Source organism: Streptomyces sp. NPDC006309 (assembly GCF_040613095.1).
Classification (GTDB): Bacteria; Actinomycetota; Actinomycetes; order Streptomycetales; family Streptomycetaceae; genus Streptomyces.
The window spans coordinates 251,680-271,652 of the sequence record NZ_JBEXRO010000002.1 but is presented as its reverse complement, the minus strand read 5'-3'; the positions used below and the strand labels follow the sequence as shown (position 1 = coordinate 271,652).

At 74.4% G+C, this 19,973-nt stretch carries 18 protein-coding genes; 4 read left to right on the top strand and 14 right to left on the bottom strand.

Annotation, left to right across the window (positions count from 1 at the left end; all coding sequences use genetic code 11):
- Position 1: 1 nt before the first annotated feature.
- Positions 2 to 661 carry a response regulator transcription factor gene (locus ABZ117_RS03775; protein ID WP_121786344.1) on the bottom strand — a complete coding sequence of 220 codons (660 nt, stop codon included), beginning with the start codon at positions 659 to 661 and terminating at the stop codon, positions 2 to 4.
- 284 nt (positions 662 to 945) lie between these two features.
- Positions 946 to 1,617 carry a DUF3000 domain-containing protein gene (locus ABZ117_RS03770; RefSeq protein ID WP_356817052.1) on the bottom strand — a complete coding sequence of 224 codons (672 nt, stop codon included), beginning with the start codon at positions 1,615 to 1,617 and terminating at the stop codon, positions 946 to 948.
- Between the two features lie 86 nt (positions 1,618 to 1,703).
- On the opposite strand from ABZ117_RS03770, the gene hemE reads away from it, so the two are divergent.
- Positions 1,704 to 2,771 (top strand): uroporphyrinogen decarboxylase, encoded by a 1,068-nt coding sequence (gene hemE, locus ABZ117_RS03765; RefSeq protein ID WP_356817050.1) that lies wholly within the window; start codon positions 1,704 to 1,706, stop codon positions 2,769 to 2,771.
- Position 2,772: 1 nt separating this feature from the next.
- On the opposite strand, the gene ABZ117_RS03760 is transcribed toward hemE, so the two are convergent.
- The gene (locus ABZ117_RS03760; protein ID WP_356817048.1) at positions 2,773 to 3,597 is read right to left on the bottom strand and encodes a rhomboid family intramembrane serine protease; all 825 of its coding nucleotides are present in this window, start codon (positions 3,595 to 3,597) and stop codon (positions 2,773 to 2,775) included.
- Positions 3,598 to 3,719: 122 nt separating this feature from the next.
- On the opposite strand from ABZ117_RS03760, the gene ABZ117_RS03755 reads away from it, so the two are divergent.
- On the top strand, positions 3,720 to 3,980 hold the full coding sequence (locus ABZ117_RS03755; RefSeq protein ID WP_356817397.1) for a hypothetical protein: 261 nt from the start codon (positions 3,720 to 3,722) through the stop codon (positions 3,978 to 3,980).
- Positions 3,981 to 3,998: 18 nt separating this feature from the next.
- On the opposite strand, the gene ABZ117_RS03750 is transcribed toward ABZ117_RS03755, so the two are convergent.
- On the bottom strand, positions 3,999 to 5,402 hold the full coding sequence (locus ABZ117_RS03750; RefSeq protein ID WP_356817046.1) for an FAD-dependent oxidoreductase: 1,404 nt from the start codon (positions 5,400 to 5,402) through the stop codon (positions 3,999 to 4,001).
- A 28-nt stretch (positions 5,403 to 5,430) separates the two neighbouring features.
- Positions 5,431 to 6,393 (bottom strand): DUF4349 domain-containing protein, encoded by a 963-nt coding sequence (locus ABZ117_RS03745; RefSeq protein WP_356817044.1) that lies wholly within the window; start codon positions 6,391 to 6,393, stop codon positions 5,431 to 5,433.
- A gap of 157 nt (positions 6,394 to 6,550) precedes the next feature.
- Here ABZ117_RS03745 and hemG point away from each other — a divergent pair, with 157 nt between their 5' ends.
- The gene (gene hemG, locus ABZ117_RS03740; protein WP_356817042.1) at positions 6,551 to 8,086 is read left to right on the top strand and encodes a protoporphyrinogen oxidase; all 1,536 of its coding nucleotides are present in this window, start codon (positions 6,551 to 6,553) and stop codon (positions 8,084 to 8,086) included.
- A 5-nt stretch (positions 8,087 to 8,091) separates the two neighbouring features.
- The gene (hemQ, locus tag ABZ117_RS03735; protein ID WP_356817040.1) at positions 8,092 to 8,823 is read left to right on the top strand and encodes a hydrogen peroxide-dependent heme synthase; all 732 of its coding nucleotides are present in this window, start codon (positions 8,092 to 8,094) and stop codon (positions 8,821 to 8,823) included.
- Positions 8,824 to 8,850: 27 nt separating this feature from the next.
- Here hemQ and ABZ117_RS03730 read toward each other — a convergent pair whose 3' ends face one another.
- The 9 genes from ABZ117_RS03730 to ABZ117_RS03690 form a co-directional block, all read right to left on the bottom strand.
- On the bottom strand, positions 8,851 to 10,500 hold the full coding sequence (locus tag ABZ117_RS03730; RefSeq protein WP_356817038.1) for an alpha/beta hydrolase: 1,650 nt from the start codon (positions 10,498 to 10,500) through the stop codon (positions 8,851 to 8,853).
- Between the two features lie 267 nt (positions 10,501 to 10,767).
- Positions 10,768 to 11,550, bottom strand: coding sequence for a TIGR04222 domain-containing membrane protein (locus tag ABZ117_RS03725; protein ID WP_356817036.1), 783 nt, complete (start codon positions 11,548 to 11,550; stop codon positions 10,768 to 10,770).
- Between the two features lie 107 nt (positions 11,551 to 11,657).
- Positions 11,658 to 12,446, bottom strand: coding sequence for a DUF4142 domain-containing protein (locus ABZ117_RS03720; RefSeq protein WP_356817034.1), 789 nt, complete (start codon positions 12,444 to 12,446; stop codon positions 11,658 to 11,660).
- 671 nt (positions 12,447 to 13,117) lie between these two features.
- On the bottom strand, positions 13,118 to 14,449 hold the full coding sequence (locus tag ABZ117_RS03715) for a DUF692 domain-containing protein (RefSeq protein WP_356817033.1): 1,332 nt from the start codon (positions 14,447 to 14,449) through the stop codon (positions 13,118 to 13,120).
- Between the two features lie 922 nt (positions 14,450 to 15,371).
- Complete coding sequence (locus ABZ117_RS03710; protein ID WP_356817031.1) at positions 15,372 to 16,112, bottom strand: peptidyl-tRNA hydrolase; 741 nt, start codon at positions 16,110 to 16,112, stop codon at positions 15,372 to 15,374.
- A gap of 91 nt (positions 16,113 to 16,203) precedes the next feature.
- Positions 16,204 to 16,386 (bottom strand): hypothetical protein, encoded by a 183-nt coding sequence (locus tag ABZ117_RS03705; protein ID WP_356817030.1) that lies wholly within the window; start codon positions 16,384 to 16,386, stop codon positions 16,204 to 16,206.
- 18 nt (positions 16,387 to 16,404) lie between these two features.
- The gene (locus ABZ117_RS03700; protein ID WP_356817028.1) at positions 16,405 to 17,253 is read right to left on the bottom strand and encodes a polysaccharide deacetylase family protein; all 849 of its coding nucleotides are present in this window, start codon (positions 17,251 to 17,253) and stop codon (positions 16,405 to 16,407) included.
- Positions 17,254 to 17,450: 197 nt separating this feature from the next.
- Positions 17,451 to 18,995, bottom strand: a complete 1,545-nt coding sequence (locus ABZ117_RS03695) for an FAD-dependent oxidoreductase (protein WP_356817026.1) — start codon at positions 18,993 to 18,995, stop codon at positions 17,451 to 17,453.
- Between the two features lie 28 nt (positions 18,996 to 19,023).
- Entirely contained in the window at positions 19,024 to 19,893 is an 870-nt protein-coding gene (locus tag ABZ117_RS03690; RefSeq protein WP_356817024.1) for a PPK2 family polyphosphate kinase, read from the bottom strand.
- Positions 19,894 to 19,973: the final 80 nt, after the last annotated feature.

Genomic DNA, 19,973 nt, shown 5'->3' with positions numbered 1-19,973 from the left:
GTCAGTGGATGATCCCGGTGCGCAGGGCCACGGCCACCATGCCGGCCCGGTCGCCGGTGCCCAGCTTGCGGGCGATGCGGGCGAGGTGGCTCTTGACGGTGAGGGCGGACAGGCCCATGGAGACGCCGATCGCCTTGTTCGACTGGCCCTCCGCGACCAGTCTCAGCACCTCGACCTCGCGTCCGGACAGCTCCCGGTAGCCGCCCGGGTGGCTCGGGGCACCCGGGGGGCGGCGGTGCATCCGGGCGGCGGCACCGAGGGGGGTGGCGCCGGGCCGGGAGGGGAGTCCGATGTTGGTGCGGGTGCCGGTGACGACGTAGCCCTTGACGCCGCCCGCCAGCGCGTTGCGGACGGCACCGATGTCGTCGGCGGCGGAGAGCGCCAGTCCGTTGGGCCAGCCCGCGGCGCGGGTCTCGGACAGCAGGGTGAGGCCGGAGCCGTCGGGGAGGTGGACGTCGGCGACGCAGATGTCGCGGGGGTTGCCGATGCGGGGACGAGCCTCCGCGATGGACGAGGCTTCGATGACGTCGCGCACACCGAGGGCCCACAGGTGGCGGGTGACGGTGGAGCGGACGCGGGGGTCGGCCACGACCACCATGGCGGTCGGCTTGTTCGGGCGGTAGGCGACCAGGCTTGCGGGTTGCTCGAGGAGAACGGACACCAGGCCTCCTGGGTGGGGGGGACGGGGCCGGCTTGTGGGGAGGAAGCCGGGGACGAACCGTGCTTTCAAGGTCACAGTCGTCTTCGGCAGCAAACCTGTCCGCCTTTAGAGAATGATCACGATCTAGTGAGTAACAATCCGTGCAATTCGGACACGCGATCGATCATCCGAAGATCGAGTCGGTTCGAGCGAGTGCGATTCGAGTACAGAAAGTGGCCGTATCGACAAAGAGATGGTCAATCGGACGCCCACAAGGGTGATGCGGTCCGTACGGCGGCGTCAGGTCACCGGGACTGCGGCCCCCGGCGCTGCGGCAGCGTCACCACCGACGCGTCGCCCGGGCCGGCCGGCGGCAGGCCCGCGACCTGCGCCAGCAGATCGCACCAGGCCGCCAGGTGGGCGGCGGTGTCCGGCACCCCGCCGAGACCCTCGCGGGGCGTCCACGACGCCCGGATCTCGATCTGCGAGGCGGCCGGCCGTTCGGCCAGCCCGCCGAAGTAGTGCGAGCCGGCCCGCGTGATCGTGCCGCTCGGCTCGCCGTACCCGAGCCCGCGCGCCTGGAGCGCCCCCGTCAGCCACGACCAGCACACCTCGGGCAGCAGCGGATCGGCCGCCATCTCCGGCTCCAGCTCCGCCCGCACCAGCGTCACCAGACGGAAGGTGCCCTGCCAGGCCTCGTGCCCGGCCGGATCGTGCAGCAGCACCAGCCGTCCGTCGGCCAGCTCCTGCTCGCCGTCGGCCACCACGGCCTCCAGCGCGTACGCGTGCGGGGCGAGCCGCTGCGGGGCGGGCGTCGGCTCCACCTCGACCTGCGGCCGTACCCGCGCGGTGCGCAGCGCGTCGACCGCGGACCGGAACGCCGCGGGCAGCCCGCTGCCCGCCCGCTCCTGCGCGGTGTCCTCCGCGTCGTCCATTCCGTCAGCGCCGTCCGACAGTCGTCCCTGAGCCGCAGCCATGCGGGGAAGAGTAAGGGGAAGCGGGGCCCGGTGCGGGGCAAGACACCCCGCGCCGCCGGTCACCGATGTCATGCGAGACTTGCCCCGTGACCGCCAACGACATCCTCACGGGCCGGCAGCCCGCAGCGACGTACGACAGCGCCTTCCTGCGGGCGTGCAGGCGCGAGCCCGTGCCGCACACCCCCGTGTGGTTCATGCGCCAGGCCGGCCGCTCCCTGCCCGAGTACCGCAAGGTGCGCGAGGGTGTGCCCATGCTGGAGTCCTGCATGCGGCCCGAACTGGTCACCGAGATCACCCTCCAGCCGGTGCGCCGGCACGACGTCGACGCGGCGATCTACTTCAGCGACATCGTCGTCCCGCTGAAGGCCATCGGCATCGACCTGGACATCAAGCCCGGCGTCGGCCCGGTCGTCGAGCAGCCCGTCCGCACCCGCGCGGACCTGGCCCGGCTGCGCGACCTCACCCCCGAGGACGTCCCGTACGTCACCGAGGCCATCGGGCAGCTCACCGGCGAACTGGGCGGCACCCCGCTGATCGGCTTCGCGGGCGCGCCGTTCACGCTCGCGAGCTACCTGGTCGAGGGCGGCCCGTCCCGCACGTACGAGAACGCCAAGGCGATGATGTACGGCGACCCCGGACTCTGGGCCGACCTGCTCGACCGCCTCGCCGACATCACGGCCGCCTTCCTCAAGGTCCAGATCGAGGCCGGCGCCAGTGCCGTCCAGCTCTTCGACTCCTGGGCCGGCGCCCTGGCCCCCGCGGACTACCGGACGTCGGTCATGCCGGCCTCCGCGAAGGTCTTCGACGCCGTCGCCGGGTACGGCGTCCCGCGCATCCACTTCGGCGTCGGCACCGGCGAGCTGCTGCGGCTCATGGGCGAGGCCGGCGCGGACGTCGTCGGCGTCGACTGGCGCGTCCCGCTGGACGAGGCCGCGCGCCGGGTCGGCCCCGGCAAGGCCCTCCAGGGCAATCTCGACCCGACGGTCCTGTTCACCGACAAGGACACCGTCGCCGCCAAGGCCCGCGAGGTGCTCGACGCCGCCGCCGGCCTGGAGGGGCACGTCTTCAACCTCGGCCACGGCGTCCCGCCGAACGCCGACCCGGACGCGCTCACCCGGCTCGTCGAGTACGTGCACACCGCGACCGCGCGCTGACTCACCAGGAGTAGTGGGGCCGGGCCCGCCTGCCGAACAGCAGGCCGGGCGGCTCCGGCGGGGGCGGCGTACCGGGCTTGAGCGGCCAGGCGAGCAGCATGCCCGCCACGAAGCCGACCACGTGCGCCGCGTACGCCACCGTGCCGGCGCCGGACACGCCGTGCCCGGAGGAGTACACCGCCTGGAGCGCGAACCAGAAGCCCAGCACCAGCCAGGCGGGCAGCCGCAGCGGCAGGAAGACCAGGAACGGCACCAGCACCCACACCCTGGCCTTCGGGTACAGCACCAGATAGGCGCCGAGGACGCCGGCGATCGCGCCCGACGCCCCGATCAGCGGGTCGGTGGAGCCGGCGTTGAGCAGGGCGAAGCCGTAGCCGGCCGCGTAGCCGCAGACGACGTAGAAGAGGAAGTAACGGATGTGGCCCATCCGGTCCTCGACGTTGTTGCCGAAGATCAGCAGGAAGAGCATGTTGCCGAGCAGGTGCAGCCAGCCGCCGTGCACGAACATCGCGGTGAAGACCGACAGCGCCGGGGACTTGTCGTAAGCGGGCGGCGCCACGACGCAGCCCGGGCCGTGCGCGCCCACACCGACGCTTCCGGTCGGCACGAGCCGGGGCATCTGATGGTGGATCAGCTCCCGGGGGACGGCCGCGTAGTGATCCATGAAGGCCTGGAGATGACACAGCTGCACCGGATCACTGCCGCCCGCCACGGCACCGGCGATGCCGGGCGTGGTGAGGAACACCAGCACGTTGGCGGCGATCAGCGCATACGTCACCCAGGGGGTACCGCGCACGGGATTCACGTCATGGACGGGTATGACCACACAGGAACAGTGCCCGCCATGCGGCCGGTGAACCGGTGAACACCGCCGGGCGTGCGTGCGTATCCCCTCACAACCGACGTGAGGATCAGGCGATGAGTGCGAACGCTCCGCAGGTACCGGCGATGCATGCGCTGCCCGACGGCGAGGCCGAGCTGTCCTTGGTGCTACGGATTCCCTGGGAGGACGTCGCGCGGCTCGGCCAGGAGGCCGGGCGGCTCGCCTCGCAGATGCAGCGGCCGGTCACCCTGGACGAGGCGGTGAGCTACCGGCTGCGGTCCACCCGGCCGCCGGCGACCCACGCCAAGCCCGCCGGCGAGCAGCCCACGGCCATGACACCCGGTGCGGCCGTCACCTCCCTGCCCCGCATCAGCGGGACGGGCTGAGCCGCTGCCCGGGACGGCCTAAGCCGCTGCCCTCACCTTCGCCGTCGCCTTCCTCGCCGCCACCAGCACGGGGTCCCACACCGGTGAGAACGGCGGGGCGTAGCCCAGGTCCAGGGCCGTCATCTGCTCCACCGTCATCCGCGCGGTCAGCGCGACCGCCGCGATGTCGACCCGCTTGGCGGCGCCCTCCCGGCCGACGATCTGCACGCCGAGCAGCCGGCCCGTACGGTGTTCCGCGATCATCTTCACCGTCATGAGGGCGGCGCCGGGGTAGTAACCGGCGCGGCTGGTCGACTCGACGGTGACCGTCTCGAACCGCAGGCCCACCCGGCGCGCGTCCTTCTCGCGCAGCCCGGTACGGGCGATCTCCAGGTCGCACACCTTGCTGACCGCCGTGCCGACGACACCGGGGAAGGTGGCGTAGCCGCCGCCGGCGTTGGTGCCGATGACCTGGCCGTGCTTGTTGGCGTGCGTGCCGAGCGGGACGTACTGCTCCTGCCCCGACACCAGGTTCAGCACCTCCACGCAGTCGCCGCCCGCCCAGATGTTGCCGTGGCCGCGCACCCGCATCGCGAGGTCGGTGAGCAGACCGCCGTGCGCGCCGACGGGAAGACCGGCGGACCGGGCGAGGGCGGTCTCCGGGCGGACGCCGATGCCCAGGACCACCAGGTCCGCGGGGTACTCGGCGTCCTCCGTGACCACCGCGCGGACCCGGCCGTCCTCCGCGGTGAGGAGCTTGGTGACCTCGGCGTCGTTGACCATGGTGATGCCGAGGCCCTCCATGGCCCGGTGCACCAGGCGGCCCATGTCCGGGTCGAGCGTCGACATGGGCTCCTTGCCGCGGTTGACGACCGTCACCTCGAAGCCCCGGTTGATCAGCGCCTCCGCCATCTCCACGCCGATGTAGCCGGCGCCCACGACCACTGCCTTGCGGCCGTGCGTGCGTGCCAGCGTGTCCAGCAGGGCCTGGCCGTCGTCCAGGGTCTGCACGCCGTGCACACCGGGGGCGTCGGCGCCGGGCAGGTCCGGGCGGACCGGGCGGGCTCCGGTGGCGATGACCAGCTTGTCGTACGGCGTCCAGGACTCGGCTCCGGAATCGACGTCACGCGCGCGTACCCGCTGTCCGGCCACGTCGATCTCCGTGACCTCCGTACGCAGCCGCAGGTCGATCCCCCGCTCCCGGTGCTCCCCGGGCGTACGGGCGACGAGCTGATCACGCTCGGGGACCTCACCGCCCACCCAGTACGGGATGCCGCACGCCGAGTACGAGGTGAAGTGGCCGCGTTCGAAGGCCACGATGTCCAGCTCGTCCGGACCCCGCAGCCGCCGCGCCTGCGACGCCGCGGACATGCCCGCCGCGTCGCCCCCGATCACGACCAGCCGTTCCCTGCCGCCTTCGCCGCGCCCCTGGTCCATGCTCATGAGGAACACGCTACGGGGCACGGGCACTTCACTTCCGCCCGGCCTCCCCGGGCCCGACCGGGCGGGCCGACGGCAGCGGGCCGGGCGTGGCCGTCACCGGCGCGGGCCCCGCACGGCGCGGCAGCCGGGGGCGTACGACGCGCAGCCACACCAGCGCGAGCAGCGCGGCGAGCGCCGCGAACGGCAGGACGGCGCCGAGCGCGAGGGCGATCCAGCGCAGCACGGTCACGAACGCGTGCCAGCCGCCCGCCAGCGCGTCGGCGAAGCCCGGCGAGCCGTCGCCGGGCGCCTCCCGCACCGGTGTCCGCGACAACGACAGGGTGATGGTGGCCAGGCTCGTACGGTCCTCGAGGGACGCCTGCCGGGCGAGCAGGGCCTCCAGATCTGCCTGACGGCTACTCAGCTCACCCTCCAGCGTGACGACATCGCTCAGCTTGTCCGCCTTGTCCATCAGCGCGCGGATCCGGGTCACACTGGCCCGCTGCGAGGTGATCCGGCTGTCCACGTCCACGACCTGGTCGGTGACGTCGACGGCCCTGGCGGTGCGGTGGACCACCCGGCCCGTGCCCTGGAGGCCGGCGAGGACCTCGTCGTACTTCCCGGTGGGCACACGCAGCACGACCCGGGTGTGCTCGTGGCCGTGGCGGTCCCGGCTGGTGCTCTCCGTGCCCACGTAACCGCCCGCCTCGCCGGCGGCCGTACGGGCCGCCGCCAGGGCCTTGGACACGTCCTTGACCTCGACGGTGAGGGACGCGGTGCGGATGATCGCGTCCGGGGCGAGCCGGGGCGCGCCCCGGACGGCCTTCGCGCCGTCCGCCCGGCCGCCGCCGGCACCCGTCGGCCGCACCGCGGCGTCCGCGGCGGACTTCGCCGAGCCGCCGTCCGTGTCGCCGGCGCCGCCGCACCCGGCGAGCGCGAGGGAGGCGGCGAGCAGCGTCCCGGCCAGGACCCGCGCGGGCCGGACGGAACGGGTGACGTGTGGTGTGCGCATCGGCGGTGCTCCCGTGGCTGTGGACTGTGGCGTTCCTTCGACGGCGGCCCCGGCGGGAACGTTCGGCGCCGCCGGTTCCGGTGCGGTCACGGTCCGGACTCGGACCGGACACCTGGGCCCGGCGGGAGTGCCGGCGGGGTCTGAGAGAGTGGGAGGCATGAGCACAACGGGTAACGGTGCGACGGGCAGGGGCCTGGGGCACGTCGTCGTCATCGGAGCCGGGGTCGCCGGGCTCGCCGCCGCGCACCGGCTGCTGGACCGCGGCGCGCGCGTGACCGTACTGGAGGCCGGCGACCGGGTCGGCGGCAAGCTGCTGCCCGGCGAGATCGCCGGCGTACGCGTCGACCTGGGAGCCGAGTCCATGCTCGCCCGCCGCCCCGAGGCGGTGACGCTCGCGCGCGAGGCCGGCCTCGGCGACCGGCTCCGGCCGCCGGCCACGGCGACCGCCGCGATCTGGACCCGCGGCGCCCTGCGGCCCATGCCCAAGGGCCATGTCATGGGCGTCCCCGGCACCGCCGCCGCGCTCGCGGGTGTCCTGTCCGACGAGGGCCTGGCCCGCATCGGGCGCGACGCCGACCTGCCCCGCACGGAGACCGGCGACGACATCGCCGTGGGGGAGTACGTGGCGGCCCGGCTCGGCCGCGAGGTCGTGGACCGCCTGGTGGAGCCCCTCCTCGGCGGGGTCTACGCGGGCGACGCGTACCGCATCTCCCTGCGCTCGGCCGTCCCCCAGCTCTTCCAGGCCGCCCAGACATACGACTCCCTGACGGAGGCCGTCCGCGCGATCCAGGCGAGGGCGGCGGCGGCCCGGCAGACCGGACCGGTGTTCCTCGGCATCGAGGGCGGCGTGGGCTCGCTGCCGCTCGCGGTCGCCGACTCCGTACGGGCCCGCGGAGGCGAGATCCTGACCCGGACCCCGGTACGGGAGCTGCGCCGCGGCGGCCCGGCCCGGCCGGGCGCCGCCGACGAGGCGCAGGCCCGTACGGCCACGGGAGACGCAGCCGTGGGGCACGGCGTCTGGCGCGTCCTTGCCGGAGACCGGGTGCTGCACGCGGACGCCGTCGTCCTCGCCGTCCCCGCCCGCCCGGCCGCCGACCTGCTGCGCGTCGAGTCCCCGGGGGCCGCCGCCGAACTGGCCGCCGTGGAGTACGCCTCGATGGCCCTGGTCACCCTCGCCTACCGGCGCGCCGGACTGCGCCTGCCCGAAGGCAGCGGCTTCCTCGTGCCGCCCGTCGACGGCCGCACCATCAAGGCGTCCACGTTCGCCTCCCAGAAGTGGGGATGGATCGCCGAGCAGGACCCGGACGTGGTCGTGCTGCGCACCTCCGTCGGCCGCCACGGCGAGACGCGGGTGCTCGGCCGGGACGACGCCGGCCTCGTGGAGATCTCCCGGCACGACCTGCGCGAGGCGACCGGCCTGGACGCCGAGCCCCTCGAGACCCGCGTCACCCGCTGGACCGACGGCCTGCCGCAGTACCCCGTCGGGCACCACGCGCGCGTGGCCCGCATCCGCGGACACGTCGCCCGGCTCCCGGGCCTCGCGGTGTGCGGCGCCCAGTACGACGGGGTCGGCATCCCCGCGTGCATCGCGAGCGCGTACGCCGCGGTCGACCAGCTGGACGGCGACCCGGGCGGCGTGGCGGAGCTGACCGCCAACCCGGTGCAGAGCCTGCACGGCGGAGCGGGAGAATAGGGACCATGAGTGACGACGCCCCCACCACCGAGCCCGGCAGGATCCCGAACAAGGGCAAGCTGGCCAAGGACCTCAACGAGGTCATCCGCTACACCCTCTGGTCGGTGTTCAGGCTGAAGGACGTGCTGCCGGAGGACCGCACGGGATACGCCGACGAGGTCCAGGAGCTGTTCGACCAGCTCGCCGCGAAGGACGTCACGGTCCGCGGCACCTACGACGTCTCCGGCCTGCGCGCCGACGCCGACGTCATGATCTGGTGGCACGCCGAGACCAGCGACCAGCTCCAGGAGGCGTACAACCTCTTCCGCCGCACCCGGCTTGGCCGGGCGCTGGAGCCGGTGTGGTCCAACATGGCGCTGCACCGCCCCGCCGAGTTCAACCGCTCGCACATCCCGGCGTTCCTCGCCGACGAGACGCCCCGCGACTACGTGAGCGTCTACCCGTTCGTGCGCTCCTACGACTGGTACCTGCTGCCCGACGAGGACCGCCGGCGCATGCTCGCCGACCACGGCAAGATGGCCCGCGGCTACCCCGACGTGCGCGCCAACACCGTCGCCTCGTTCTCCCTCGGCGACTACGAGTGGATCCTGGCGTTCGAGGCCGACGAGCTGTACCGCATCGTCGACCTCATGCGCCACCTGCGCGCCTCCGAGGCCCGCAGGCACGTCCGCGAGGAGGTGCCGTTCTACACGGGCCGCCGCAAGGACGTCGCCGACCTGATCGCCGGCCTGGCCTGACGGGCCTGACGGGCCCACCCGGAACGCCTAGCGCCGGGCGGCCCGGCCCTTCAGGACGTCCCGCGAGGACGGGTCGGGGGCGGCCGGGGTGTCCGGCTCCGGCTCCGGGCGCGGTGCGCAGGACGCGTGCCGCGCCGGGAGACGGCCCTCCAGCAGATACGCGTCCAGGTACGCGTTGACGCACGGGTTGGGGCCGCCCCCGACACCGTGCGTGCCCGCGTCCCGCTCGGTCACCAGCACCGACCCGGCCAGCCGCCGGTTCGTCTCCAGGGCGCCCTGGTAGGGGGCCGCCGCGTCCCGTTCGGCCGCCAGGATCAGCACCGGCGGCAGCTCGCCCGGAGCGGTCCGCACGTCCAGCGGACGCTGCCGGGGCGCCGGCCAGTAGGCGCACGGCAGGTTCATCCACGCGTTGTCCCAGGTCTCGAAGGGCGCCACCCGGGCGAGCCGCGTGTTGTCCCGGTCCCACACCTGCCACCGCGTGGGCCACGGCGCGTCGTTGCACTCGACGGCCGTGTACACCGCGCTGCCGTTCTCCGCCTCCACGGCCGTGTCCGGGCTCGGCGCGGACAGCCGCACCAGCGGCTCCGGATCGCCGTGCAGGAACGCCGCGAGGGCCTCGGCGCGGCTCGGCCAGAAGTCGTCGTAGTACCCGGCCGTCAGGAACGCGTTCTGTAGCTGGCCCGGGCCGACCCTGCCGTCCGCCGCCTTCCCGGCCAGCCGCTCACGCGCGGTGTCGTAGGAGCGCTGCACCTTCCCGGGCGTGTCACCGAGCCCGTACACGTCGTCGTGCCGGGCGATCCAGTCGCGGAAGTCCGCCCAGCGCTCCTCGAAGGCGGCCGACTGGTCGAGGTTGTTGCGGTACCAGACCTTCTCCGGGTCCGGGTTCACCGCCGAGTCCAGCACCATGCGCCGCACGTGCGAGGGGAACATCGCCGCGTACAGCGTGCCGAAGTAGGTGCCGTACGACGCGCCCATGAACGTCAGCCGGTCCTCGCCCAGCGCGGCCCGCAGGACGTCCAGGTCCCGGGCGTTGGCGAGGGAGGTGTAGTACCGCAGCCTGCTCCCGGACCGCCGGGCGCAGCCGCGCGCGTACGCCTTCGCCTGCGCGATGCGCTGCCGCTTGTACGCCTGCGACGGGTGGACCGGTGCCGCGGTGGGCGCCTTGAAGAAGTGCTCCGGGTCCTCGCAGGACAGCGGCGCCGAACGGCCCACCCCGCGCGGGGCGTAGCCCACCAGGTCGTACGCGGCGGCGGTCCGCTTCCACCGCGGGATCACGCCGATCATCGGGAAGTACATGCTGGAGGCGCCCGGACCGCCCGGGTTGTAGACGAGGGCGCCCTGCCGGGGGACCTTCCGTTTGCTGTTGTGCGGGTCCCGCTGTGTGGCCCGGGTCCGGCTGACCGTCAGCGTGATCTTCTTGCCGTCGGGGTGGGCGTAGTCCAGCGGGACCGTCACCGTGCCGCACCGCATCCCCGCCGGGGCCTGCGGCACGTCCGCGGCCGGGCACGGGCCGAAGTCGATGCCGGCCGCCCTGGCCCGGGCCACCGCCACCGCGGTCCCGCGCAGCTCGGCCGCGCCGGGGGCACCGGGGCTGCCGGGCGCGCCGCCCGCCGGGGCCGCGGCCAGGCCGGTCAGCAGCAAGGACCCGGCGGCCGAGTAGAGGGCGGCAGCTTTCATCGCGTGTCCCTTCGGTGCGCGGCGGCGATGGCACGGCTGCCACGGCCCGGCGACGTCACAAGGGATGCTTCGGGCGGCTGCCGGCGAAGGCAAGCACCGCCCGGCCGGTGTCGGCGGCAATGCCCCCCGTGCGCCCCCGGAAGGAGCCTTCACTCCGGGAAGGACGGTTGCCTCCCGCCGGGGCCGAGCGCGGTGGCTGAGGGCCGCGAGCGGCTCCGAGCGCCCCGCGCACGCCCCTTGGCGGTAGCCGCTCCGGAAAGGGGGACCTCATTCCCGCCAGGGCGGCTGGTCGCGGTGGGTGAAGGCCGCGCGCAGCTCCGGTTCGCCGATCGCGCGGACGCCGCGTACGGCGACGGACGTGAGGAACGTCCGCTCGTCACCGGCCGGCCTGCCGGCCAGCGCGCCCAGCAGCCGCTGCCCGGCCGGGGAGGCCCAGCGCGAGTACGGGTGCACCTCGAACCGGGCGATGGCCAGGCAGCTCAGTGACAGCGTGAGGGGCAGGGCGAACCACAGGCCCACCAGCGGGCGCGGCGTCCCGGTCTGGACGGGCAGCAGCAGCGCGGTCACACCCAGCGCCACCACGGCCACCGCGGCGGCCCGCACGCGGCGGACGGCGGCCCCCACGGTGGCCCCCGTCCCCTCCGGCACCGCGAGCCCCGCGCGCACCAGCCCGTCGGCCAGCCGGCCCACCGCCTCGGCGCCAGCCGCCCGCGCCCGCACCGGCGCGATCCGCGACTGGCCCTCGGGCCCTATGGCCCCTATGACGGACCGCTCCATCTCGTCGCGGCCCCGCGGGTCGACGACCGTCGCCCAGCCGGTGTGCGCGAGCAGCAGCCGCCGCTGGCGGGCCATGGAGACCAGGGTCACGTCGGCGACCCGCGCGGGCCCGCCGGACAGGAAGGCCGCCTCGTACAGCGTCAGACCGCGCTCCCGGTCCGCCGGCGCGGCACGCGCTTCCGCGGCCGCCGCGCGGACGGCCGCCAGGCACAGCAGGGCGCAGGCCGTACCGGCGAAAGCCCAGGCCAGGAGCAGGAGAAGGACCCAGAACATGACGTGTTTCTATGCCAGGGTCCCGGTCGGACGCCATGCCCTGTTCACGATCCGGACAGAGCGTCGCCGGTATGTGACGTTCCGTTCCCCGGGCGGGGCGGCGGCCGTCAGGGACCGCTGGTCGCCGGTGGCGGGCCGGCGGTGGCCGGCGGCAGGGCGTACGTCTCGCCCGGCGACGGCGACGGCGACGATGCCGGCGTGACCGGTACCGCGGCACCGGGGTCGGCCTCCGGCGGCGTCGGCACCGGGGACGCCGGGGACGTCAGGTCCCGGGCCAGCGCCGCGAAGTCGACGTACCCCGTCGCCTCCAGGATCTTGATGTGGTCCAGCACGGTCGTGTTCGCGTCGTCGGCGAGATCGCGGACGAGCGAGTTCTGCGTACCGGCCCGCACCTGCGCGACCAGGGAGAACACGCGGCCGTGCGCGAGCCGCAGCAGACCGGCGAACTGCCGGTCGAAGTCCTGGCCCCGCGCCGCGTCGAGGGCGGCCAGCCACTGCTTCTGCTGCGCGTTGGGTTCGTTGGGCAGGGCCACACCGAGCTGGGTGGCGACGGTCCGTACGTGCGCGTCCAGCGAGGTGTGGCCGTCGACGAGGTGCTGTCCCGCCGTGCGGACGGCCGCGGTGGTGCCCTTGCGCTGCGCCAGCTCCCCGGCGGGCAGCTCCCACAGCCCGGCCAGCCGCACCTTGGTGACGAAGTCCCGGTCCTGCGCGGACAGCGGACCGTACGGGGTCGTCACCGTCGCCGCGCTGAGCACGTCGCCGCTCGCCGGGTCCTGCCGGCCGGCGTACGACCAGAGCGGAACGAGCAGCGCGACGACCGTCGCCGCCAGGGCGGCGACGATAAGTCCGGTACCGCTGAATATGCCTCGGCCCTCGATCGGGGGTCGCGGTCGCATGCTGCCTCCTGCACCGCACGCCGTGGTGTGCTCGGGATGGCTGCGGGCTTGGCATATTACTGCGAGGCGGAGGGAGGCCGTCCGCGGCGCCGGTGAGAGCCTGGCCGGAGCCGCGGGCGGACCCCCGAGCACCTCCCGACCGACGTGACCACCGACTCCCCCGGGGGGCGCGGGGAACTGCGCGACCGGCCACCCAGCCACCCGCACTTCACCACTCGCCGCGCCCGCAACGGCGCTACGGCCCGCCCGGGCATCGCTGCCGCCCCCCGGGGGGCGCGGGGAACGGCGCGACCGGCCACCCTGCCACCCGCACTTCACTACTCGCTTCGCCCGTAACGGCGCTACGGCCCGCCCGGGCATCGCTGCCGCCCTCAGGGGCGCGGGGAACTGCGCGACCGGCCACCCTGCCACCCGCACTTCACCACTCGCTTCGCCCGTAACGGCGCTACGGGCCGCCGGGCATCGCTGCCGCCCCCCGGGGGCGCGGGAACTGCGCGACCGTCACCCCCCCCAACCCGCACTTCACCACTCGCCGCGCCCGCAACGGCGCTACGGCCCGCCCGGGCATCGCTGCCGCCCCCCGGGGGCGCGGGGAACTGCGCGACCGCCACCCCCCAACCCGCACGCACCCCGCCGGCATCAAGCTCCACCCGCGTAACGCTCCGGCCGCGTCAGACTCCGCGCCGCAGCAGTCCCCGTATCGCCCGTGCCGTCGGCGAGACCCGCCGCGGTGCCGGTCCTGCTCGGTCCAGCCACCACTCCCGCAGCCCGCGCCGCGCCCCCGCGTTCTCCGGGCGCCCCAGCTTCAGCAGATGCCCCGCGAAATCCAGCGCGTCCCGCCGGTACCCGGCGGTCATCGGCCGCTGCCGCGCGTACGCCAGGAACGCCTCCCGGTACTCCGCCCCGAGGATCACCGGCAGCTCGGGCGCCACCTTAGCCACCACGTCCGCCCGCTTCGCCGCCAGGGCCCGGGCCTGCACCCGCATCCGCGCCCGGTCGAAACCCTCCGGCACCGGCGTCCCCGCCACCAGCGAGGACAGTACGGCGGTCTGCGCCACCCCGAGCCGCTCGCGGACCCCGGCCACGGGCGGCGCCAGGACACCGACACCCCCGGCCCCTGTGCCGACGGCGCCCCCGGTCGCCGTACCCGTCGCCGCCGTACCGTCCGCCGCACGGGATCGCCCGGCCGCCACCGCCTCCCGTACGGCGGCCAACTCCCTTTCCAGTTCCGCTGGTTCGGGGAAGTCGTCGTCCCGCTCCAGGAGTACCCCGGGCGGCGCGACGCGGGAGGCGAGGTCGGTCAGGATGTCGAGCACCGGGCGCGGCACGGGGTGCGCGTGACTGTCGTGCCAGACGCCGTCGCGCTCGAAGCCGCCCGCGACATGGACGTAGGCGATCGCCTCCAGCGGCAGCGAGGCCAGCGCCTCGGCCGGGTCCTCGCCCCGGTTGACGTGGTTGGTGTGCAGGTTGGCCACGTCGATGAGCAGACGTACGCCGGTCCGCTCGACCATCTGGGACAGGAACTGCCCCTCGGTCAGCTCCTCGCCCGGCCAGGAGAACAGCGCGGCGATGTTCTCCAGCGCCAGCGGCACCGGCAGCGCGTCCTGGGCGATGCGGATGTTCTCGCACAGCACGTCCAGGGCGTCCCGGGTGCGCGGCACGGGCAGCAGGTGCCCGGCCTCCAGCGGCGGGGACGCGGTGAGCGCCCCGCCCGCCCGGACGAAGGCGATGTGCTCGGTGACCAGCGGCGCTCCCAGTGCCTCCGCCCGCTCGGCGAGCGCCGCCAGCCTTCCGGCGTCGGGACGGTCCGCGCCGCCGAGGCCGAGGGAGACACCGTGCGGGATCACCGTCACACCGCGCCGGCGCAGCCGCAGCAGCGAGTCCGGGAGATGGCCGGGGCAGACGTTCTCCGCCACGACCTCCACCCAGTCGATGCCCGGCATCCCCTCCACGGCCTCCGCGATCTCCGGCCGCCATCCGATCCCGGTCCCCAGTCGCCCCATGGTGCGTTCCCCCTCCTCGGCCCGCGTTCGTGCGTCGAGCGAGGGGGATATGGCCCCGCCGACGGGCCTCGAACCCCCCGTCTGCCGCGTTCAGAGCAACATTTGAGCTTCGGCCCCGGACCGGCCGTCGCTCCGCCGAAGTCCCACCATCCGCGAGACGGCAAGTGACGGCATGTCCAAGTAGAGGGTGCCGTCCCTGTACATACAGTCGAATTTCGGGGCGCCTTTTTGTACACATGCGGCTCATGACGGCTCTGGGGCTGTGAGCGGTAGGCTCGCTTGCGCGCTGGTTGAACGACCTCAAATCTCCAGCGTGCAGGCCGCGTTGAACCCTGAACCACGCGGCCGGAAGAATCCCGGCCGCTGTTCGCGCCGGGCGAGAATCCCTGATGCGGATGCGAAGCGCGTCCGATGGCCCTTGGATGTGGCGCCGGGAGACCCGGCGAGGCCCTTGCTTGGCGGCTGGCCTCTCCGGATCTCCCTCGCGCACCGACGGGTCTTCATCCTGTTGCGAGGAGAGTGGTTCCCTTGATGCCTTTCGAAGGTATCCCAGTCGACCCCCGGAGCGGCAGCCGTGCTCTGGCCTGGTTCACGGCGTGCGTGGGCCTGCTGGCGATCGTCGTCTCGGTCGGCTTAGCCGTGGGCGGACATGCCGAGGCAGCCGTGGCGGTGGCCTCGGTGGGCGCGGCCGTCGCCGGCAGCGGTGGCACGCGGGTGACGGTCCACGTCCGTCGCTGACGGCAGAGGGACGCGGCGGCGCTCACCGTCGTCGAGGTCGTCACCGACGACATGCCGTTTCCCGTCGACCGTCGCGAAGCTTCCCTCGTCGCGAAGCTTCCCTGCGTCGGCGGCGAGACGGACGCCGGACCGGCCCCGTCCGTCCGCCCCCGTGGCGGACGGGCGGGGCCTTCGGGTGCGCCGGTCAGGGGCGCCGCACGCGAGGAAGTGAGCTGACGCGGTCCACGCCCTCCACCGCGACGGTCAGCCCCGGGGCGATCTCCGTGAAGCCGGCGTCCCGGACCAGGGGCAGGCCGCTCGTGGTCAGGCGGGACCAGTCGGCGGGGTCGGCCGTGCGGACGGTCAGGGGGAAGCCGGCGTCCCGCCACGCCGTGCGGTCCGCGTCGGACAGCGCCCACCAGGCCAGCTGGGCGCCGTGGCCCGCCTGGGCCATCGCCTTGCCGGCCGACATCTCCACCTCCGGGTTCAGCCACAGCACGGGCTGTGCCGCGTCGGCGGCGGCGGGCGGCTCAGGGTCGTCCAGTTCCGTGCCCGACACCTGGAGTTTCGCCAGATCCTTGGGCCAGCCGTCCAGGGGGATCGGCGGGAAGACCCGGACCTCGGCGGACCTGCCGGTCACCGTGATCCCGGGCAGGGTCCCGGCGCGCCGCCACTCGGCGCCCCGGGCCCGCCGGACCACCTTCCGGATGCGGGCGTCCTCCCAGTTCCGGACGGCCTCGGCCCATGCGCCGTCGCCCTGTGCCCGGTCGTCGCCGAGCAGGACGAGCACGGCCCGGGCGGCCGTCTCCAGCGCGTCGGTGCGGGCGGGCGGCGCGTCGCGTTCGATCCGTACGACGAGCGGCAGGACAAACTGGGGGGCCTGGTCGCGGGGCTCGCGCGGGGAGTCGGAGGGGCTGTCGGCACTGGGGGCGGATACATGGCTCACGACGGACCAGCCTACGAAGCCGTGAGCGCGCGGATCAACGCGCGTGCCCCGGCGGCGGTGATCCGGGAGCGGGGACCGGCCCCCGCTCCCGTCACCCGGAGCACGCGGTGCGCTGGGCCTCCTGCCAGGCGCAGACGGGGCACAGCGTGATGCCCTTGTACGAGTCCGGGTATTCCGTCGGTTCCCGGCACAGCACGCACTCCGCGTACGGCGGGCCGTCGGCCTTCGCCGGCCGTGTCGCGTCGGCGCCCGGGCAGAGGTTCTCGTCGTCCATGCCTTCAGCGTAGGACGGTCAGCGGTGTCCGCGGCTCTGGCCGATCAGCTCGGAGACCTTCACGAACCGGTAGCCGCGTCGGCGCAGTTCCGGTACGACCGTGCGGACGACCTGCTCGGTGGTCGGGGCGGCGCTGCGGGTGCAGTGCATGACGACCACCGATCCCGGCTTCACCCCGTCGAGCACCTGCCGGGTCACCGCGTCGGCGTCCGTGGCGAACGCGTCGCCGCTCACCACGTCCCACTGCACCGCGGTCACCCCGAGTCCGTTCAGCGCCCGCAGGGCCTGCTGGTCGTAACAGCCGCCGGGGAAGCGGAAGTACGGCATCGGGTGCGGCACGCCGGCCGCGCGCAGCGAGGTGTACGCCCGTTCGACGTCCGCCCGCATCCGGCCGGAGTCGACGGTGGGCAGGCCGTAGCAGTCGGCCGTGAACGCGTAGTGGCTCCAGGAGTGGTTGGCGACCTCGAACTGCGGGTCGGTGCCGAGACCGCGGGCCTCGGCCGGGTACTGGTCCGCCCACCGGCCGGTCATGAAGACGGTCGCCGGCACCTTCAGCGCACGCAGGGCGCTGATCAGACCCGGGTTGTCGAAGTGCTCGCCGGAGGCCGCGCGGGGTCCCTGGTCGGCGGTCATGTCGGCGTCGAAGGTGAACGCCACCGTCTTGCCCCGGGTGCGCGGGCCGTGCTGGAAGACCGGGGTCAGTCCGCCGGGGCCCGGCGCGAGCACGGGCGGGCGGGTGGAGGAGGGGGACGCGGAGACGGAGGAGGCGGCCGGGGCGGGGTGCCCACCGCCCGCGGTGCCGCAGGCGGTGAGCGCCGCGCCCAGGGCGGCGCAGACGGCGGTGATGCGACGTACATGTGGGATCACCGTACGAACGTAGGGCGCAATATCGGCTTGTACGGTGATATGACTCATGGCGCGACGGTACGGTCACCCGCGCGGCGGTGGGCAGCCCCCGGTGAACCCGCGTCAGCCCCGGCGGTCCGCCGGTCCCGGCCGGTCCCGCTCCGTGCGGGCCGGTGTCGGTCAGTCCGGGCCGGTGTAGGTCAACCAGTGTCCGTCCGTCAGTCCGTGTCCGTCGGGGAGCCGTCCAGGTCGCGGCGCTCCAGCGGCTTGACCGCCGGGCCCTCGATCACCGAGCCGTCCACGTCGAAGCGGGACCCGTGGCAGGGGCACTCCCAGGCGCGTTCGGCACGGTTGAAGGAGACCAGGCAGCCCATGTGGGTGCAGCGGGCCGACACGGCGTGCAGGGCGCCCGCCTCGTCGCGGTGCACGGCGACCCGTCCGCCGCCGGACCGGACCAGCGCGCCGTCGCCGGGGGCCAGCTCGTCCACCGAGGCCGGCGGTTTCAGCCGGTCGCCGACGAAGTGCCGGGCCACCTCCGCCTGCGTCTTCAGCAGCGACGGCGTCTCGCGGACCACCGACTTCAGCCGGCGCGGGTCGTACAGCTCCCGCCAGGCGCAGTCCCGGCCGGCGATCAGGGCGGTCAGCAGCAGCCCCGCCATGATGCCGCCGCTCAGGCCCCAGCCGCCGAACCCGGTGGCGACGTACGTGTGCCGGGCGCCCGGGTGGAAGGGGCCGACGAGCGGCACCGTGTCGGTGGACTCGTTGTCCTGCGTGGCCCAGGCGTGGTCCAGGCTCACCCCGGGGAAGTGCTCCTCGGCCCAGGCGGCGAGCCGTGCGAATCCGGCCTCCGGGTCCCCGGTGCCGGGTGTGAAGTGCTCCCCGGTGACGACGAGCATCCGCTGACCGTCCGGGCCGAGGGGCGCCGTGCGCACCGAGCGGGTGTTCTCGTCCGGTGTGATGTACATGCCGTCCGGGTCGGGGCCGGCACCCAGCGGGCCGGCGACGACCAGTTCCCGGCGCGGGGACAGCCGGCTGAACAGCAGGGCCCGGTCGAACACCGGGTAGTGGGTGGCGACCACGACGTCCCGGGCGGTCACGACGGCGCCCCCCTCGGTCGTCAGCCGGCACGGCTCGCCTTCTGTCAGGTCCGTGACCCGTGTGTGCTCATACACCTGGCCGCCGTGCGCGAGCAGGTCGGCGGTGATCGCCCGGAGGTACTTGACCGGGTGGAACTGCGCCTGTCCGCTCACCCGGACGGCGCCCGCCACCGGGAACGGCAGCCCGGTCTCCGTGGTGAAGACGGCCGGCAGGCCCGCCTCCCGGGCGGCCTCCGCCTCCGCGCGCACCTCGTCCGCCCGCGACGGGTCCCGGACGTAGGTGTACGCGTCCCTGGTCTCCCACTCGCACTCGATGCCCAGCTCGGCCACCAGCGCCGCCGCGTGCTCGATCGCCTCGGTCTGCGAGCGGGCGTACAGCCGGGCTCCCTCGGGGCCCCGGGTGCGCCGGAGCCGGTCGTAGACGAGGGTGTGCTGGGCGGTCAGCTTGGCGGTGGTGTGGCCGGTGACGCCGGCCGCGGCCCGCCCGGCCTCCAGCACCGCCACCCGCAGCCCGGCCCGGGCCAGCTCGTGGGCGGTGCTCAGCCCGGCGATACCCGCGCCGACGACGGCCACGTCGACGTCGAGGTCCCGGGTCAGGGCGGGGTGGTCCGGGCCGGGGGCGGTCCGCAGCCAGTACGAATCGGTGACCTTTCGCTGCTCGTGCATGCCCGCCGGGTACCCCGGCCCGCCCGGCTCACGTCTGCTTCAGCAGCCGCTCCCGGCACTCCGCCACGTCGAACTCGCCCTGCGGATACCGCGGATCCAGCTCCCGCAGATGCTCCAGGAGCAGCCGGCTGATCGCCCAGTTGCGGTACCACCTGCGGTCCGCCGGCACCAGGTACCAGGGCGCGTGCGGCGCCGAGCAGCGCGCCAGCGCCAGCTCGTACGCCTCCTGGTAGGCGGGCCACAGGGCGCGCTCGTCGATGTCGGCGGGGTCGAACTTCCAGTGTTTGTCGGGGCGGTCCAGGCGGCGCAGCAGCCGGCGTTTCTGCTCCTCGGGGGAGAGGTGCAGGAAGCACTTGACGACGGTGACGCCGTCCTCGGCGAGGGAGCGTTCGAAGTCGTTGATCAGGCCGTAGCGGCTGCCGATCTCGGCGGGCCGGGCGAGGTGCCGGACGCGGGCGATGAGCACGTCCTCGTAGTGCGAGCGGTCGAGGATGCCGATCTCACCGGGCTCGGGCAGCGCGCGCCGCACCCGCCAGAGGAAGTCGTGCCGCCGCTCCTCCTCGCTGGGCGCCCTGAACGCCTTGATCCGGCAGCCCGTCGGGTTCAGCTCGCCGATGACGTGCTTGACCGTGCCGCCCTTGCCGCTGGTGTCCATGCCCTGGAGCACCAGCAATACCCGGCGGCGGTCGCCCGCCGTGCCCGCCGCCCACAGCCGTTCCTGGAGCCGGGCCAGGCGCCGGCCGGTCCGGGCGGTGTCGGCGAGCCCCGCCTGCTTGCCGCCCGGGGCACCGGGGGTGGCCCGGGTGTCGTACCCGGCCAGGTCGACGCGCTCGCCCGGCGGGAGGCGCAGCAGGTCCCGGAGGGCTTCGTCCTTCTTCCTGCTCGACCGCTTCGGCACAGCTGGTCGGTCCTTCCGTCCGGGGCGGGGGCGTGGCCCTCAAGGCTACGGCGCACGCGCTGCCCGGGGCGCGGCCGGCC

Bases quoted from the DNA above. Each gene is read 5' to 3' on its own strand.
- ABZ117_RS03770 (WP_356817052.1), bottom strand. From the start codon at position 1,617: ATGGCTGCGGCTCAGGGACGACTGTCGGACGGCGCTGACGGAATGGAC.
- ABZ117_RS03755 (WP_356817397.1), top strand. From the start codon at position 3,720: ATGCATGCGCTGCCCGACGGCGAGGCCGAGCTGTCCTTGGTGCTACGG.
- ABZ117_RS03750 (WP_356817046.1), bottom strand. From the start codon at position 5,402: ATGAGCATGGACCAGGGGCGCGGCGAAGGCGGCAGGGAACGGCTGGTC.
- ABZ117_RS03745 (WP_356817044.1), bottom strand. From the start codon at position 6,393: ATGCGCACACCACACGTCACCCGTTCCGTCCGGCCCGCGCGGGTCCTG.
- hemG (WP_356817042.1), top strand. From the start codon at position 6,551: ATGAGCACAACGGGTAACGGTGCGACGGGCAGGGGCCTGGGGCACGTC.
- hemQ (WP_356817040.1), top strand. From the start codon at position 8,092: ATGAGTGACGACGCCCCCACCACCGAGCCCGGCAGGATCCCGAACAAG.
- ABZ117_RS03730 (WP_356817038.1), bottom strand. From the start codon at position 10,500: ATGAAAGCTGCCGCCCTCTACTCGGCCGCCGGGTCCTTGCTGCTGACC.
- ABZ117_RS03725 (WP_356817036.1), bottom strand. From the start codon at position 11,550: ATGTTCTGGGTCCTTCTCCTGCTCCTGGCCTGGGCTTTCGCCGGTACG.
- ABZ117_RS03720 (WP_356817034.1), bottom strand. From the start codon at position 12,446: ATGCGACCGCGACCCCCGATCGAGGGCCGAGGCATATTCAGCGGTACC.
- ABZ117_RS03715 (WP_356817033.1), bottom strand. From the start codon at position 14,449: ATGGGGCGACTGGGGACCGGGATCGGATGGCGGCCGGAGATCGCGGAG.
- ABZ117_RS03705 (WP_356817030.1), bottom strand. From the start codon at position 16,386: ATGGACGACGAGAACCTCTGCCCGGGCGCCGACGCGACACGGCCGGCG.
- ABZ117_RS03695 (WP_356817026.1), bottom strand. From the start codon at position 18,995: ATGCACGAGCAGCGAAAGGTCACCGATTCGTACTGGCTGCGGACCGCC.